This window comes from Thermodesulfomicrobium thermophilum DSM 16697, from assembly GCF_059568695.1.
The window spans coordinates 1-15,227 of record NZ_JCANTW010000006.1 but is presented as its reverse complement, the minus strand read 5'-3'; the positions used below and the strand labels follow the sequence as shown (position 1 = coordinate 15,227).

Genomic DNA, 15,227 nt, shown 5'->3' with positions numbered 1-15,227 from the left:
TTGGGTCTTCAAGAGGGTGACCTTGGTATTGTTCAATCCAGGGGTATCAATATCATTGTCCGGTAACAGACGCGTGTCCACATCGTGGCGCATATTGTCGTCCGGCACCATGTGTCATTATGGCCCCTTGACAACAACAGGATCTTTTCTGGAAAGAAGATCGGAATCCCTTTTGTGGAGAAAAAACATCTGTTTTTCAAGGAGGTCCTGTATGTATTCGTGGATTCGGGTGGCATTTCTGGTGTTCGTCTTGATGTTCGGTGGAGCGGCCATGGCTGCAGAGAAGATTGACATCAATACGGCAAGCCAGGCGCAGCTGGAGACACTTCCCGGAATGGGCCCTGTGATTGCCGGGCGCATCATTGAATATCGTCAGAAGAAGCCGTTTGCATCCATCGAGGAAATCAAAGCAGTGAAAGGCATCGGGGATGCAACTTTTCTCAAGATTCAGGACATGCTCACCGTGAGTGCGCCGCAGGCAGAAGAAAAACCTGCGGCCCCTGCCGGCACCAAACAATAGCCTGTCTTTCCCCGCCGGGGCGGAGGGTCTCGGCGGGGGGGATACTTTGATACTTTTGATTGATACTTTTGGACACCCACTTTGTGGGCTTCCTTTGTGGGCTTCATGGGAGGTTTGCGGCTTTGTAAGGAAATCAGAAGGGAACGTAAAGTGGGAACGTAAAGTGGGTGTCCCTTTATGGTTGCTTTATGGTTTCTAGTTTTCCCCTTTGTAGTTTTTCAAAGAGCGCCGACAAACACGATGCTCCAGGGGAGGTTTGCGGCTGTGTAAGGCAATCAGGAGGGAACGTAAAGTGGGTGTCCCTTTATGGTTGCTTTATGGTTTCTAGTTTTCCCCTTTGTAGTTTTTCAAAGAGCGCCGACAAACACGATGCTCCAGGGGAGGTTTGCGGCTGTGTAAGGCAATCAGGAGGGAACGTAAAGTGGGTGTCCCTTTATGGTTTCCCTTTATGGTTTCCTTTATGGTTTATGGAATCCCCACCAGAAGCGCCCTGAGATCCTTGAGCATCAGAAACAGATGGTAAGGATCGGTCGGACTCGGTTCAAATTCCCAGGACTCATACCACTGCCGCGCAGCCTCATCCTTGGCATGAACCAGCAGGCAGCGAATGCCCGCGATGTCAGCAGCCTGTGCCGTGCGCAGCAGTGCGTCCTTGAGCAACGCCTTGCCAAGACCCTTTCCCTGGTGATCACGATCTACGGCCAGTCGCGCCAGGATCATGACTGGCACAGGATGCCGGGCCAAGCCCTTCATCACACGGGCTGGGGCATCTTCGGGATCAACGCTGCCAACGGCCAGACTGTAGAAGCCAACGACTTTGCCGTTGAGGCAACAGACATAGGTTTGTGCGCTGTTGGCCTTCTGGTTGACGAGCGCGTAGCGTTGCAGGAACCGATTGAGTGCCGGCTGCCCACAGTCGAACGCCTCCACCGAGTCCGCAGCCGATAGCTTGCGGATCCGCTCATAGCTTGCGCTCAATCCAGAACCCCGGGTTCACTGAGCAGCTTCTTCAAGCGCGGCTTGGCTTGCACGGGGCGATCCAGCGCCTGCTCAAACGCCTGCCACTGCTCATCGTTCAGCACAAAGTGACGACGATCTGCGAGCGCCTGGGTGGCTGCTGTCACAGCAGCGTCCAGCAGAAACTCACTGACGTTCTTGTGGCAAGAGCGCGCCGCTTCTTGCAGCAGTTGCTTGACCGAGCTGCTGACACGGACATTGATCCGTTCGGTTTTGGAGAGGTTCAAGGTGCTCATGGCAACCCCCATGTTCTGAAACTATTTCCATAATAACGTCCTGACAATGTCCTGACAAGTCAGGCATGCGTTGATGTCTCTCCTGGATGCCTGGGTGGATACTTTTGGATACCCACTTTGTGGGCTGTGGTCGGAACGTAAAGTGGGTGTCCCTTTATGTGGACCCGACTCGGGATGACCAAGTGGGGGATGACAAAGTGGGTGTCCAAAAGTCTCGCTTGTAAAGTGGGTGTCCCTTTATGGACCCCATGGTCTTGATCATCTCCGTCTCCTTGACTCCACTACACCCTTGCAAGGCTCGCTCCGGAAGGCATGGAAACGCTTCTGCAGATGGTCGGGCGGAGCGGCCCGTCCAAAAGCTGCGTTGCGCGTCCCAGCACTTGGTCGTCCGTCCATGCCAAGGTTTACTGAGTCGACCTTGAGTACGATGGGAGAGGGATTCGACTTCACCGCATAGGCCGCCACATCAATGGCGAACACCGAGGTCGGCTGCCGGATGCACGCCTCGATTCAGCCCCGGCGGTACCCATTGTTGCGGCCACGGTGTCGGTCTTCGCCGTACCAAAACGCCCGCCGCACGCAGCGGGGGCGGGTCATGGTGCCAGGCTAGTGGGGGGGCGGGACGGTGTCAAGGTATGTGGGTGTCCCTTTACTTGTACCTTAGAGAATCCTAGAAACAAAGTGGGTGTCCAAAAGTCTTATCAAATATGACTGCATCAAAAAAGTTGGAGCATCTTGCCGATGAGCCCGATCATGGAGATGGCAGAAAAGGTCATGGCAAAAGTGAACATACGCATCATTTGACTGCGGTTCTCCCGCAACCCTTCGTCGATGCGGCGGTCGATACGTTCGATGATCTTGTCCAACTTGCTGTCCATTTGCTCGAAGCGCTTGTCCACCTGCTCGAAGCGCTTGTCCATGCGGACTTCAAGGTCTTTGATTTCTGCCCGCATGGAGACAAACTGTGCGTCCACCTGCTCGAAGCGCTTGTCCACCTGCTCGAAGCGTTTATCCACCTGCTCGAAGCGCTTGTCCACCTGCTCGAAGCGTTTATCCACCTGCTCGAAGCGTTTATCCACCTGCTCGAAGCGCTTGTCCATGCGGACTTCCAGGTTTTTGATATCCTCTTTGATCTCATTGACCTGGTATTGCAGGTTGTCGAATCGGCTCTCAAAATATTTCGAGGTGGGAATGATATTCGCGATCAAGACGTCGATAGTCTTGGGGTCGAGGGTCAACTCGTGAGGGGATGCGGGGTTTTGCCGTTCTTCGGTCATGGGTCATGCCTCCTGGGGCGTTTTGCGGAGCTCCCTTCGCCGCCCATTTGGAAAAATACATAATGGATCCGCCCAGGGGCGTCAAACCACGAGCAGGGATGACCAAGTGGGGGATGACAAAGTGGGTGTCCAAAAGTCAAAGTCCCTTTGTGCATGTGCTTGGATAGAAGAACCCCGCCCTTCTTGCGAAGGACGGGGTTTAGCTCATTTAGCCAACACCTCTCACAAGCATGAGAGGCACATCTACGCGGAGATGATTAGGCGAATATCACATCAGCTGTGGCGAACGCAGTTACACCGACAAGGTAGATCGCCATGTCAGTAGCTGCGTCCCAATTTCCGTCTTTGTTGGCGTCAACGAACACTACCCCATCTGTGCCATTAGTTGCAAAGGCTACACCGCGATTCCCTCCGCTATTATTGAAGAAGCCTGTTGCATCTGCAGAAGAGATGGTGAAAGTCTGAGTTATATTATCAACAGACGCTTTAGTTGTAGTGAACACGGTTTGAGCAGCCCCAGTAAAACCAAATGCGCTCAGATCAATGTCGTCTTCATTAGTAGTGAAGTTTGTGATCTTGTCATATTTTGTGCCTGTAGAATCGGTCTGGGCCGCATATTTCACAATTTCGGCGTTACCAGCACCTCCGAGTATAATTGTATCGGCGCCGCCATTGCCCTGAAGAGTGCTTCCTGCAACATCATTAGAAATCAGTGTATCATCTGCGGAACCGCCAAGAACCAACTGAATTCCACCGCCATTAGCGGCGTTGCTCATTATGAACTTATCAGTCATAGCTGAAGCGTCAATTTTGGCTGCTGCGGCAGCAGTCAAATTTGTGACGGTCAACTGCTCGTTGCCTTCAAATTTGACAGTCGAAGCATCGGCAAAAGTGCCCTGTGTCAAGGTGTGACCGGAAGTGACGCCTGAAGTTTCGGTGGACTTGACCGTAACTGTCTCAATGTTAGCGGCAGTCAGGGCATTCACTGTGATGTTCCCGCCAGTTGCAGGTGCTAAGAGCTCGAAAGTCAGCGTGTCGCTGTTAGAGCCTGCACTACCGGCGCCCTTTTGGTTAATGGTTAGTCCGGCTGTGGTACTAGCGTTAATCGTAACATTCGCACCCTTAACCAAGTTGTCGATGGTCGTAGCTCCACCTAAATCTGCAGAGACAACCAGCGAGTTGATAGTGCTGGTCGATCCTGCTCCAACAATAAGGTCCATGTCATAAGCACCTGTTGTACCGGCCGCGTCAAATACCTGGAAGTTCTTGAGCAGCTTTCCAGTAGCCGCCGTCAGCTGAGCTGCTGCCGTAATGCCTGCGATGGTGTTTGTGCCTTCTCCGCCATCAATGTCATCACCCGCAGCTAATGTGCCGTTCATGTTAACTTTGTCATTGCCCTTGCCGCCCTTGTATGTAACATTAACCGCCTGGTTCTCAAGTTTGACACTGAGGTCGCCAGTTAACGCTGAGGCATCAATTTCGTTATTTGCGTCGGCAACATCCAGAGCAGCGATGCTGATGTTTTTGTCACCAGTAACGATCAACTTCGTTGCGGCAGGAGCAGTCAGCGAGGTACCAATAGTGCTGTTTCCATTTTGTGACTTGATGTTGATCGTCTCTACTCCAGCCATGGTCACTGTGGCTACACTTGCTCCGTCAAGGATCAACGTCGCTGTGTCTGCGGAGCCGGTCACGTCATTGAATGCCCATTCTACATTTGCGCGATTAGCAGCGACAGAGGCTCCGCCCTTGATGCCAGCAACCACCGATTTAGAAAGCGAGCTAAATTTCAAGTTGTCGTTTCCGTTAGCCCCGGTATCTTCGATCATGTTAGCCCAGGCTTCAGTAACACCGGTTGCATTAGCGAGGTTCACCTCGTAGGTGGCATCGTGGTTGCCAAATGTACGAGCAAAAATCTGCTCAATGCCTGACATGGTCGGGGATACAATCGCCGCAACATTTGAGGTAGCTTCCAACTTATCAGTCCCTGCGCCGCCAGCCAACACATCGCCGGTTTCCAGAGTTGCCGGGCCAGCAATGAAGGAGTCGTTGCCAGATGTGCCGGTTTTGTTGTCGAAGGAACCCGTAATCGTACTGTTAGTGAGCGTGAAGGTCTTGCCCGTGCTCCCGCTGCTGTCCGGCGTTACCTGCTCGTCCGCCGGCACCTCGGTGACGGTGATGCCTTCGCTCTTGCCGTAGGTTTCGTAGTGGGCGATGGGGTCGAGCCCGGCAGCCTCGAAGGCGGCCTTGACTTCGTTCACGGTCTTGCCGGTTTCCGCGGCCTTGGCCTCCAGGTAGCTGCTCACATCGAAGCTGTTGGAGGGGTTCACGCCCTCGGCCCAGCCGTACTTGCTGAAGTGCTCGTAGGCGTTGGTGAAGCCGCCGTTCTGGAATTCCAGGGCCACTTTGTCCGCGGTCCAGGTGGTCACGCCCTGGGCGGTGTTGAGCTGGGCGGCCTTGGCCTCCAGGTACTCCTGGGTGTTGAAGTAGGTGTTGGGGCTGGTGCGCTCGGCCAGGGAAAACTTCTCGAAGTGCTGGTACACGCTCATGCCCGCGGCCTCGATGGCGGCCTTCACCTGGGTCACGTTGGAGTACTGGGTCTGCCCGGCGCTGATGAGCTGGTTCAGTTTGCTCTGCAGGTAGGTGTACTCGTCAAACCAACTGGGAACTGCCATGATGCTTCCTCCTTTCATGAGTTGCATAAAAAAAATTAAGGTTGAGGTGTACAGATATGTCCCACGACATACCGATGCCCGGGGTTTAGAGAATCTTGGCGCCTGGTGTCAAGAAATTCCCGATTTTTTTTTTGCCCGGTTTCATCGCTGCGGCGCCCTGTATCCAGCCGCGGCCGCGGGTGTCAACGCCGGGGCGGGACCCAGCGGTCGCGCAGGGCAAGGAGCGGCCGCTCCAGGGTGGTGTGGAGCGCCCGGGCCAGGTGGATGGAGAGCAAAAAATAGAGCCCCAGGCCGGCGGCGGCGGCCAAGGGGGTGGCGGGCGGCAGCAGCACGCGCAGGGCCCCCAGCACCAGGGTGTGGTGGATGAGGTAGAGGACGTAGGAGATGCGGCTTGTGGTCTCGACGGCGCGGGCCAGGGGGGCTTGGGGCCGGGGAAGAGCGGCGAGGGCGGGAAGCAGCAGGGCCGCGCCGGCGTTGGTGAGGGTGAAGAGCAGCGAGCGCGCCGCCAGGCTGTGGTCGCGGGAAAGCACAAAGAACAGGGCCGCCGCCGCAGCCAAGGCGGTAAGGCCCGCCCCCGCCGCCGGCAGGGCGCAGGCGCGCAGGCGCGGGCCCTGGGTGCGCGCCATCCAGGCCACGGCCACGCCCCAGAGGATGGCGTCCAGGCGCAGGAGCACGATCTTGCGCACCCCTTCGTCCCAGGCCGGGTCCTGGGCCAGGGCCACGGCCAGGCGCAGCAGGCAGAAGCCCGCCAGGGTCACGGCCAGGCGCCGGCCGAGGTTTCGGGGCGCACCCACCCAGAGGAAGGCGGGAAGCACAAGGTAGAACCATTCCTCCACCGCCAGGGACCAGGCCTCCCCGAAGAAGGGGGGATGGGGCCAGGCGAGGTTCTGGAGAAAGCCGGCGTAGCGCCACCAGGGCTCTACGGGAAGGTGCAGGCCGGGGGCGAAAAGGAATACCAGGGCCAGGGCGGCCCAGTAGGGGGGCAGGGTGCGCCACCAGCGGCGCAGCCAGAAGCGCAGGATGAGGCGGGGCCGCGGGGCGGAGATCTCCCGCAGGGCGATGCCGCCCACCAGGTAGCCGCTCAAGACGAAGAAGAGTTCCACCCCCAGGTAGCCGCAGAAGACGAAGAGGTCCGCCGCGGCGGGAAAGAACGGGAGCACGAAGGCCCCGGCATGGGCGATGAGCACCAGGGCGATGGCCGCGGCGCGCATGAGGTCCAGCCCGAAGGCGCGCGCGTTCATGGGCGGGCGGCCTCGAGATCGATGCGGGTCATGGGGATGCCGATGAGGCCGCCGGCCACGGAGGAGGACTCGGCGCGGAAGACCAATGCCTCGTGCACCCATTGGTGCTGCACGTGCTGCTCCTGGGTGCCGTCGGCCACGGCCACGGTGACGGCGTAGTCGCCCACGGCCAGGCGGGGCATCTGGAAATGGAAGCGGGCCGTGAGGGTGCCGCCCGCCGGGCAGGGCACGGGGCGGTCCAGGGTGGAGAGGTAGGTGTTGTCGCCGAAAAGGGGTTGGCCCAGGCGGTCCTTGATGAAAAATCCCACGATGGGCGAGGCGAGGTGGCGCAGGCACTGCACCTGGATCTGCAGGATCACGGCCTCGCCGCCCACGGCCCACAAGAGGGGGCGGCCCTGGGTGTCGGTGAGCTCCACCCGGGTGACCCGGGCCCCGCCGGCACCGAAGGCCGGGGCCTGCGGGTCGAAGGAAAAGAGGCGCAGGTCGTTGCGCAGGTTGGAGTGGTTGAGGAGGTCCTGGCGCTGGTCGCGGCCCTGGGGCGGGGCGGGCGGCGGCGGGGCCGGGGCGTGGCGCACGGCGGCGGTGTCCTGCTGGGTGCTGTAGCAGAACTCCAGGTAGCTGCCGCAGACCTCCTTGGGCGCGCCGTCGGCCCGCACGCGGCCCTGGTGGAGCCACACGGCCCGGGAGCAGAGGCCGAGCACGGCCGTGGTGTCGTGGGTCACTAGGAGGATGGTGCCCTGGGCCTGGAAGCGGCGCAAAAAGCGCATGCACTTTTGCGTGAACACCGCGTCGCCCACGGCCAGGGCCTCGTCCACCACCAGGATGTCCGCGTCCACGTGGGCCATGACGGCGAAGGCCAGGCGCACCAGCATGCCGCTGGAGTAGGTCTTCACCGGCCGGGAGAGGTAGTCGCCGATGTCGGCGAAGGCGGCGATGGCGTCGAAGCGCTGCCGGATCTCCTGGTGGGAGAGGCCGAGGAGGGAGGCGTTGAGGTAGACGTTCTCCTCGCCCGAGAACTCCGGGTTGAAGCCGGAGCCCAGCTCCAGCAGGGCGGCCACGCGGCCCTGGGCGCTCACCTGACCGCAGGTGGGGGTGAGGGTGCCGCAGATCATCTGCAGCAGGGTGGACTTGCCGCTGCCGTTGCGGCCGATGATGCCCACGGTCTCGCCCCGGGCGATGGTGAGGGTGACGTCCTGCAGGGCCCAGAACTCGTGGTAGTAGGTGCGGGGCGGGCGGCGCAGCAGACGCCGCAGCGGCGGCAGCAGCATCTGCTGGAGGCGGTGGCGGGGATGGGCGTAGATGTGGTAGCACTTGCCGAGGTTGTGGGCGCAGACGGCGAGGTTAGAGGACATCGGCGAACCCCGTTCGGGTCTTTTGGAACCAGGCGAACCCGGCCCAGGCGGTGAGCAGCCCGGCGGCGCACCAGGCGAGCATGACGGCGGGGTCCGGCAAGGCGCCGCGCAGCAGGGCTTCGCGCACCATCTCGATGCTGGGCAGCAGCGGGTTGAGGGCCAGCAGGCCGCGGAAGCGCTCCGGCAGGGCCGAGGCCGGGTAGAAGATGGGGGAGAGGAACATGAGCACCGTGGTGCCGAGCTGCACCAAAGGGCCCAGGTCGCGCACGTACACCCCCAGGGCGGCCAAAAACCAGGAAAGCCCGAGGATGACGCCGCACAGCGGCACCAGCAGCACCGGCACGGCCAGGGCCGTCCAGTGCAGGGCTTGGGGCCGGAGGATCGCGGTGGCCGCCGTGAGGACCCCAAAGCCGATGGCCGCCTGGAACACGGCGGACGCCAAGGAAACCCACGGCAGGATTTCCAGCGGGAAGACCACCTTGGTGACGTAGTTGGGGTTTTGGAGCACCAGATGGGGGGCGCGTTGGAAGCACTCGGCAAAGAGCTGGAAGACCACGAGCCCGGCGAAGAGCATGAGGGCGAAGTCTTCGGTGGTGGCGTGCTCGGCCCCCCAGCGGGCCTGGAAGACCACGCGGAAGATGAAGGTATAGACCGCAAGCAGCACCAAGGGATGGAGCACCGCCCAGGCGATGCCCAGAAAGGATCCCCGGTAGCGGCCGAGGATCTCCCGGCGCACGAGTTGGAAAAGCAGGGTGCGGTGCCGCCAGGGGGCGCGCACCATGGCCATGGGGGTCAGGGGAGCGGACATGGAGCGTTCTCCGAAAAAAGGTGCAGGGGGCACTAGCCCGCCGGGGCGGGGAAGGCAAGGCTTGCCTCCGGGGGGGAGTTTCACTACTGGCTGCGGCATCCTGTGCAGCACGGAGGAGCAGCGATCCATGGAAGAGCAACTCGCCTGGGCGGCGGCCTTCACCCCCCGCCGCCTGGAGGCGCCGTACGGATGGTGCGGCCACATCCCCTTCGCCGCCTGGCTCATGGGGCAGTTGCGGCCGTCGGTGGTGGTGGAACTGGGGACCCATTCGGGCAACTCGTACTTCGCCTTGTGCCAGGCGGCGAGCGATCTGGAGCTGCCCACCCGCCTTTTCGCCGTGGACACCTGGCGCGGCGACGAGCACGCCGGCTGGTACGGCGAGGAGGTGTACGCCCAGGTGGCGCGCCACAACGCCGACCTCTACGCCCAGCGCTCCACCCTGATGCGCATGTCCTTCGACGAGGCGGTGGCCCATTTCGCCGACGCCTCCATCCATCTGCTCCACATCGACGGCCTGCACACCGAAGCCGCCGTGCGCCATGATTTCACCACCTGGGCGCCCAAGCTCGCCCCCGGCGCGGTGGTGCTGCTGCACGACACCGCAGTGCGCGCCGGCGATTTCGGAGTGTGGCGGCTGTGGGAGGAACTCCGGCAGACCTATCCCTATCATCTGGAGTTTCTCCATTCCCACGGCCTTGGGGTGCTCTGGACCGGGCCCGGGGAGCCGCCGGCCTGGCTGGTGCCGGAGAGCGCCGCGCACCTCCGGGTGCTGGAGTTCTTCACCGCAGTGGGGGGGCGCATGCTCGCCGCCGCCATGGGCCGGCAATGGGAGACGCAGCTTTCCGAAACCCAGGCGCAGCTTGCCGAGACCCAGGCGCAGCTTGCCGAGACCCAGGCGCAGCTTGTCGAGACCCAGGCGCAGCTTACCGCATGCCTGCAGAGCAGAAGCTGGCGGTACACGGCGCCGCTGCGCCGGCTTGGGGCATGGGCGCGGAGGATTGCCCGGTGAACATCCAGGAACTTGTGTTTTTGGCCCGCCGCTTTGCGGCCACGGTGCGGCGCAGCGGGTTCTCCCACGCCCTGGCCAAGGCGCGGATGCACCCGGTGTGGCAGCGGCTCGTCCTGCGGGGCGGCCGGCTGCGGGACCCCTTCGTGGAAGACCTGCACCCGTTGCAGTCCCGAAGCATCGCCGTGGGCGTGGCCCGGCAGGGCAATCAATTCATGGAGCTCATCGCCCGGCAGCTGGCCTGTGGTCTCGAGGCTGCAGGCCAGCGGGTGGTGTGGATGGACGAGACCGACGTCAGCCCGGCGCGGGAGTGCGACACCGCCCTGGTGGTGGCCCCGCACGAGTTTTTCGTGCTGGGGGCGGGGCGCCGGCTGCTTGGGAGGTTGCAAAAAAACACCCGCCTGGTGTGCTACAACACCGAACAGCCGGGGTCCCAATGGCTGGACGCGGCCCTGCCCTACCTGCGCGCGGCCCGTCAGGTGTGGGACATGAATTTTCGCACCGCCGTGACCCTGCGGGCCAACGGCATCCCGGCGGCCTTCGTGCCGCTGGGCCATTGCCCGGCCTGGAGCGCGGCCATGTGCACCCCCGCCGCCGTGCCGCCGTTGCCGCCGCTGGAAAGCCTGCCCGCAGCGGTGCGGGCGCCGTTGCCGCCGGCCTTGGATCTGCCCCTGGCCGGACACGAGCGGCCCATCGACATCCTCTTCGTGGGCACCATCTCCCCACGGCGCAGCCGGTTCTTTGCCCGGGCCGCGGCCACCTTGGCCCGGTTCCATTGCGTGATCTACCTGCCGGAAGGCAACCGCCCGTTCACCCCGCAGGACCCCCGGGGCATTCCGTGGCAAGTCCTGGCCGGGCTTGCCCTGCGCAGCAAGATCGTCCTCAACGTGCACCGGGCCGAAGAGCCCTATCTGGAGTGGCAGCGGGTGGTGACCTTGGGGCTGGAGTGCGGCGCCTGGCCGGTCACCGAGACCTCGATGCCGGTGCCGGGGCTTTTGCCGGGCCGGCACTACCAGGAGGCCCCGGCGCAGGAACTTGCGGACCTGTGCCGCCACCTGCTGGAGCAAGGCTCCCCCCAACGCCTGGCCCGGGAGGGCCTCGTCCATTGGCGGCAAACCTTTTCGTTGGCGCAGATCCTTCGCCAACGCATCCAGGAGGTTTCCGCATGACCATCGAAGCTCGGCCCCATGGTGTCGTGCTGCACCGCCCGGGGACCACGCCGGCGGCGGTGACGGTAGTGATGACCTGCCACAACGACGGGCATCTGGCCGTGGAGGCCCTGCCCACGGTGGCCGCCCAGACCGAGCCGGCCCTGGATCTCGTCATCGTGGATGACTGCTCCCGCGACGAGACCCCGCAGCAGGTGGCGGCGTGGCTCCACGAACACGCCGCGCCGCCTCTGGAGCGCATCCTCGTGGTGCGCAACGACACCAATCACGGTCTCTCCCAGGCCCGCAACACCGCGGTGGCCCTGGCCCAGACCCCGTACGTGTTCATCCTGGACGCGGACAACCAAATCTATCCCCGCGCCATCCGCCGTTTGCGGGAAGCCCTGGAGGTCAGCGGCCGGGCCATGGCCTACAGCCTGGTGGAGACCTTCGAGGAAGAAGCGGGGATCATCGGCAACAGCATTTGGGACCCGGAGCGCTTTGCCTACGGCAACTACATCGACGCCATGGCCCTCATCCGTCGGGAAGTCCTCGAGGCCGTGGGCGGATACCGGGAGATGCCCTTCCGTTTTGGCTGGGAGGACTACGACCTGTGGTGTTCGCTGGTGGACCGGGGGCTTGCGGGCTGCTTCGTGCCGGAGATCCTCTGCCGCTACCGGGTGCGCGGGGCGTCCATGCTGCGCACCCGTACCCGGGAGGCCGTGCTGCGCCACGGCGACGCCATCAAGGCGGACATGGAAGCCCACCACACCTTCAAATTCCACTTCTAGGACTGGATCTACCAGGACTGGTGGACACGCACCAGCGCTGCCGGCGTGCGGGCAAGGATGTAGAGGTCCAGCCACACCGACCAGTTGCGCACGTAGTAGGCATCCAGGGCCACGCGCTCGGCATAGGTGGTCGTGGAGCGGCCCGAGACCTGCCACAGGCCCGTGAGCCCGGGCCGCACCTTGCAGTACAGGGCAAAGCCGGTCTCCCCGTACTTGGGGACCTCGTCCCACACGATGGGCCGCGGGCCCACCAGGGCCAGGTCCCCGCAGAGCACGTTCCATAGCTGCGGCAGCTCATCGAGGCTGGTGCGCCGCAAAAAGCCCCCCACCCGGGTGATGCGTGGGTCGCAGAGCAGCTTGTGGCAGGCCTCCCACTGCTGCCGCAGGGCGGGATCGCGGGCCAGGGCTTCGGCCAGGAGGCGGTCGGCCTCCGGGTACATGGTGCGGAACTTCCAGATGCGGATGTCGCGGCCGCCGCGGCCGATGCGGCGGTGGGCAAATAAGATGGGCCCGGGGGAGGTGAGGCGCACGGCCAGGGCGATGGCGGCCACAAGCGGCAGGGCCAGGGGCAGGGCCGTGAGGGTGATGGCGAGATCGAGCAGGCGCTTGAGGCGCTGGCGGTGGGGATCGAGGAGCTTCATGCGCACGTCCACCAGCAGGGTGCCTGCCACGTCCGCGGTGTCGGTCCACAGGGAGGGCAGCGCCGGCAGCTGCGGCGCGAGGAGCACGCGGCCGAAACCCGCCAGCGGGCCGTCCAGCAGGGCCTCCACCTGGCCGGGTTCCACCAGGAGGATGGCCACCCCCTGGCGCGGCGGCGGCAGTGCGCCCTGGGTGCGGGCGCCGCTGGGGTCCATGCGCGCCACCGGGGTGATCCCCAGCTCGGGATGGGCATGCAGGGTTGCCTCGAGCTGCGCCGTGGATGCGTCCGCGCCTACGAGCACTGCGGCCTGCCCCCAGCGCCCCTGGCGCAGGCAGAAGCGCCGGACCAGGGCGCGGGCCAGGGGAACGGCCGCCAGGCTCGCCCCCCAGGCCATGGCCATGACCCCGCGGGAGTACAACGGCCCGTGCTTGGCGAAAAAGGAGAGCACCACCAGCAGGGCAAAGCCCAGGGAGATGCTTTGGCACAGGCGTTTGAGGGCGTCGGCGGGGGCGATGAGGGTGCCGGGATAGAGTCCCTGCAGGGCGAAGAGGCCGGGAAAGAGGAGCACGAAGGGCGTGACCTCGGCATAGAGGGCGAGGGGAAATGCGCCGCCCAAGGCCCGGCGCACGAGCACCGCGGTCCAGCAGGCAACGAGCAGGCTTAGGGTGTCCGCGGCCAGGAGGACGAGGGACGTGGTGAGCGGCGAGAGGGGGCGACGGGTCATGGGCGTTTTCCCTGTTGGAAGGCGAGATACTTGACCACCGTGGCTGCGAGGGCGCGGGGCAGGGCAAGGGGCGCGTGCCGGATGAGGTAGCGCAGCTCCGCAAGCACGTAGGCGCCGCCGGAAGCGGTCATGCCGGACGCCGCCTCCAGGATCCACGGGTTTTGGGCGAAAAAGCGGCCGATGGCCTGGTAGCGCCGCCACAGCTGGGCAAGGCTCAAATGGTGGCCGTGCCACACGCAGGCCTCGGCGGCGTAGGCCACGGCGTAGCCGGCCAAAAGGGCGCGGGCGGCGAACTCCATGTCTTCGTTGGTGGGAAGGCCGGGAGTGAAGCCCCCCAGGGCGCGGAAGACGCTTGCCCGGTAGAGGCAGCAGACATTGGAGGCGAAAAAGGCGTGAATACCCAGGCGCGGGATGTGGGCGCGGGTGCGTACCTGGGAGTGGGGCGGATAGTGATAGAGGCGGGCGAAGCGCTCCTCGGGCCGGCATTGGGAGGGCGGCAGGTGGCGGCCGTAGGCCATGGCCACCTGGGGGTCCTCCATGGGCTCAAGCAGGGCGCAGGTGAGGTCGCTGCCGACGGGCACGGCGTCTTGGGTGAGGAAGAGATAGAAGTCCGCCGGGTATTCCAGGGCCAGGTTGCGGGTGGTGGCGTGGTTGAAGGCTTCGGGGGCGATGGCGCGTACCTGGGCGCCGTGGCTGCGGGCGCGCTCCGGGGTGCCGTCGGTGGAGGCGGTGTCGAGCACGAGCACCGGGGTCCCGCGCAGGGCCTGGAGGGTTTCGGCAAACCGCGGGCCGGCATTGCGGGTGGGGATGACGGCAAGCACCGTCGGGGTGGTGGCACGGTGGGAAGTAGAGTCCCTCCGCACCGCTGTGGAGGCTTGCGTCACGCCACCTCCCATCCCACGATCTGGCGCCGGCTTGCGCTGAATTCCACGCCGACTTGCAGGAGCTTTTCCACCTCCGGTGCGGCGCGGTACTTGGCGGCGTAGTCCTTGGCTCGAAGCTGGGCCAGGGCCTCGCCGGTGGGGGCGTCGCCGTCCACCACCTTGAACTCGAAGAGCCATACGGTAGATCCAGCGCGCAGCATGAGGTCCAGCCGGCCCTGCAGCGAGGTGTCCTCGGCGACCATGGGGAGCCCCAGGCTTGCCAGGTGGCTGTAGAACACGCTGGCGAAATAGCCTTCGTACTGGGCGATGGGGCTTTTGCGGTACCAGTCCGTCGGGATGCTGGTATAGAGGCGCTGGAAGTGCTCGTGCAGGGCCGCTGCGTCGCCGTGGGTCAGCATGTCGTAGAGTTGCCAGATACTTTGCTGCAGCGTGCGTTCCAGCTCCGGGGTGAGCCAGGCGGCGCGCAGGGCGGCATTGAGGGCCATGCGCACTTCGCGGTTGGGCACGCCCAGCTGGTACTCTTTCACGCCGTCATAGTCGTGCACGCCGGTGAGGGTGAGGTACCCGGTCTGCCAGAGCAGGGCCTCGGGCTCGATGTGCTCCACGTCGAAGGCGGAAAGGAGCTGCTCGCTGGCGTAGAGGCGCTCCAGCTGCGGGGTGTAGAAGTGGTGGCGGGCCAGCCACTGCACGAGAAAGCGCGGGGTGGCGGTCTCGAACCACCAGGCTCGGAACTCGCGCTGCCGCAAGAGCAGCAGTACGTCGAAGGGGTTGTACACCGATGTTTCGCTTCCCCAGCGGTAGCCGTTGTACCAGTCGCGTACCTGTCGGCGGTCCAAGGGGCGGCCTTCGGCCGCTGCCGCGGCGAACTCCGGGGCAAAGACCGTGTCCAGGTCTTCTTCGGTGTAACC

At 63.7% G+C, this 15,227-nt stretch carries 14 protein-coding genes; 4 read left to right on the top strand and 10 right to left on the bottom strand.

The genetic code is table 11. From position 1 onward, the window contains the following. The first annotated feature begins 211 nt into the window (after positions 1-211). On the top strand, positions 212-520 hold the full coding sequence (locus BR00_RS01085) for a ComEA family DNA-binding protein (protein WP_496475779.1): 309 nt from the start codon (positions 212-214) through the stop codon (positions 518-520). 465 nt (positions 521-985) lie between these two features. On the opposite strand, the gene BR00_RS01080 is transcribed toward BR00_RS01085, so the two are convergent. From BR00_RS01080 to BR00_RS01050, 7 genes are all read right to left on the bottom strand, one after another. Further along, a complete protein-coding gene (locus tag BR00_RS01080) occupies positions 986-1,498 on the bottom strand; it encodes a GNAT family N-acetyltransferase (RefSeq protein WP_496475778.1) in 513 nt (170 codons plus the stop codon). Beyond that, positions 1,495-1,773 (bottom strand): type II toxin-antitoxin system TacA family antitoxin, encoded by a 279-nt coding sequence (locus BR00_RS01075; RefSeq protein WP_496475777.1) that lies wholly within the window; start codon positions 1,771-1,773, stop codon positions 1,495-1,497. The genes BR00_RS01080 and BR00_RS01075 overlap by 4 nt, the downstream gene beginning before the upstream one ends. 716 nt (positions 1,774-2,489) lie before the next feature. Beyond that, on the bottom strand, positions 2,490-3,050 hold the full coding sequence (locus BR00_RS01070; RefSeq protein ID WP_496475776.1) for a hypothetical protein: 561 nt from the start codon (positions 3,048-3,050) through the stop codon (positions 2,490-2,492). A 257-nt stretch (positions 3,051-3,307) separates the two neighbouring features. Then, complete coding sequence (locus BR00_RS01065) at positions 3,308-5,725, bottom strand: beta strand repeat-containing protein (RefSeq protein ID WP_496475775.1); 2,418 nt, start codon at positions 5,723-5,725, stop codon at positions 3,308-3,310. Positions 5,726-5,907: 182 nt separating this feature from the next. Then, complete coding sequence (locus tag BR00_RS01060) at positions 5,908-6,966, bottom strand: acyltransferase family protein (RefSeq protein ID WP_496475774.1); 1,059 nt, start codon at positions 6,964-6,966, stop codon at positions 5,908-5,910. Further along, positions 6,963-8,318 (bottom strand): ABC transporter ATP-binding protein, encoded by a 1,356-nt coding sequence (locus BR00_RS01055; RefSeq protein ID WP_496475773.1) that lies wholly within the window; start codon positions 8,316-8,318, stop codon positions 6,963-6,965. The genes BR00_RS01060 and BR00_RS01055 overlap by 4 nt, the downstream gene beginning before the upstream one ends. Then, positions 8,308-9,126, bottom strand: coding sequence for an ABC transporter permease (locus tag BR00_RS01050; RefSeq protein ID WP_496475772.1), 819 nt, complete (start codon positions 9,124-9,126; stop codon positions 8,308-8,310). The genes BR00_RS01055 and BR00_RS01050 overlap by 11 nt, the downstream gene beginning before the upstream one ends. Before the next feature lie 127 nt (positions 9,127-9,253). Between BR00_RS01050 and BR00_RS01045 the strand changes: the two genes are divergently transcribed. The 3 genes from BR00_RS01045 to BR00_RS01035 are packed head-to-tail and all read left to right on the top strand — an operon-like array spanning position 9,254 to position 12,071. Further along, complete coding sequence (locus BR00_RS01045) at positions 9,254-10,135, top strand: class I SAM-dependent methyltransferase (RefSeq protein ID WP_496475771.1); 882 nt, start codon at positions 9,254-9,256, stop codon at positions 10,133-10,135. Then, positions 10,057-11,301 (top strand): CgeB family protein, encoded by a 1,245-nt coding sequence (locus tag BR00_RS01040; protein ID WP_496475770.1) that lies wholly within the window; start codon positions 10,057-10,059, stop codon positions 11,299-11,301. The genes BR00_RS01045 and BR00_RS01040 overlap by 79 nt, the downstream gene beginning before the upstream one ends. Then, entirely contained in the window at positions 11,298-12,071 is a 774-nt protein-coding gene (locus tag BR00_RS01035) for a glycosyltransferase family 2 protein (protein WP_496475769.1), read from the top strand. The genes BR00_RS01040 and BR00_RS01035 overlap by 4 nt, the downstream gene beginning before the upstream one ends. Before the next feature lie 8 nt (positions 12,072-12,079). On the opposite strand, the gene BR00_RS01030 is transcribed toward BR00_RS01035, so the two are convergent. The 3 genes from BR00_RS01030 to BR00_RS01020 form a co-directional block, all read right to left on the bottom strand. Further along, a complete protein-coding gene (locus BR00_RS01030; RefSeq protein WP_496475768.1) occupies positions 12,080-13,435 on the bottom strand; it encodes an exopolysaccharide biosynthesis polyprenyl glycosylphosphotransferase in 1,356 nt (451 codons plus the stop codon). Beyond that, positions 13,432-14,319: a glycosyltransferase family 2 protein gene (locus BR00_RS01025; RefSeq protein ID WP_496475767.1), complete on the bottom strand. Its 888-nt coding sequence runs from the start codon at positions 14,317-14,319 to the stop codon at positions 13,432-13,434. Before BR00_RS01025 ends, BR00_RS01030 begins: the two co-directional genes overlap by 4 nt. After that, positions 14,316-15,227: PD-(D/E)XK nuclease domain-containing protein (locus tag BR00_RS01020; protein ID WP_496475766.1), on the bottom strand; the 912-nt coding region annotated here is incomplete at its 5' end. The genes BR00_RS01025 and BR00_RS01020, both read right to left, overlap by 4 nt.

Excerpts from the sequence above, each read along its gene's own strand:
- BR00_RS01070 (WP_496475776.1), bottom strand. The coding sequence starts at position 3,050 with ATGACCGAAGAACGGCAAAACCCCGCATCCCCTCACGAGTTGACCCTC.
- BR00_RS01050 (WP_496475772.1), bottom strand. The coding sequence starts at position 9,126 with ATGTCCGCTCCCCTGACCCCCATGGCCATGGTGCGCGCCCCCTGGCGG.
- BR00_RS01040 (WP_496475770.1), top strand. The coding sequence starts at position 10,057 with ATGCCTGCAGAGCAGAAGCTGGCGGTACACGGCGCCGCTGCGCCGGCT.
- BR00_RS01035 (WP_496475769.1), top strand. The coding sequence starts at position 11,298 with ATGACCATCGAAGCTCGGCCCCATGGTGTCGTGCTGCACCGCCCGGGG.
- BR00_RS01045 (WP_496475771.1), top strand. The coding sequence starts at position 9,254 with ATGGAAGAGCAACTCGCCTGGGCGGCGGCCTTCACCCCCCGCCGCCTG.
- BR00_RS01030 (WP_496475768.1), bottom strand. The coding sequence starts at position 13,435 with ATGACCCGTCGCCCCCTCTCGCCGCTCACCACGTCCCTCGTCCTCCTG.
- BR00_RS01075 (WP_496475777.1), bottom strand. The coding sequence starts at position 1,773 with ATGAGCACCTTGAACCTCTCCAAAACCGAACGGATCAATGTCCGTGTC.
- BR00_RS01060 (WP_496475774.1), bottom strand. The coding sequence starts at position 6,966 with ATGAACGCGCGCGCCTTCGGGCTGGACCTCATGCGCGCCGCGGCCATC.
- BR00_RS01085 (WP_496475779.1), top strand. The coding sequence starts at position 212 with ATGTATTCGTGGATTCGGGTGGCATTTCTGGTGTTCGTCTTGATGTTC.
- BR00_RS01065 (WP_496475775.1), bottom strand. The coding sequence starts at position 5,725 with ATGGCAGTTCCCAGTTGGTTTGACGAGTACACCTACCTGCAGAGCAAA.
- BR00_RS01055 (WP_496475773.1), bottom strand. The coding sequence starts at position 8,318 with ATGTCCTCTAACCTCGCCGTCTGCGCCCACAACCTCGGCAAGTGCTAC.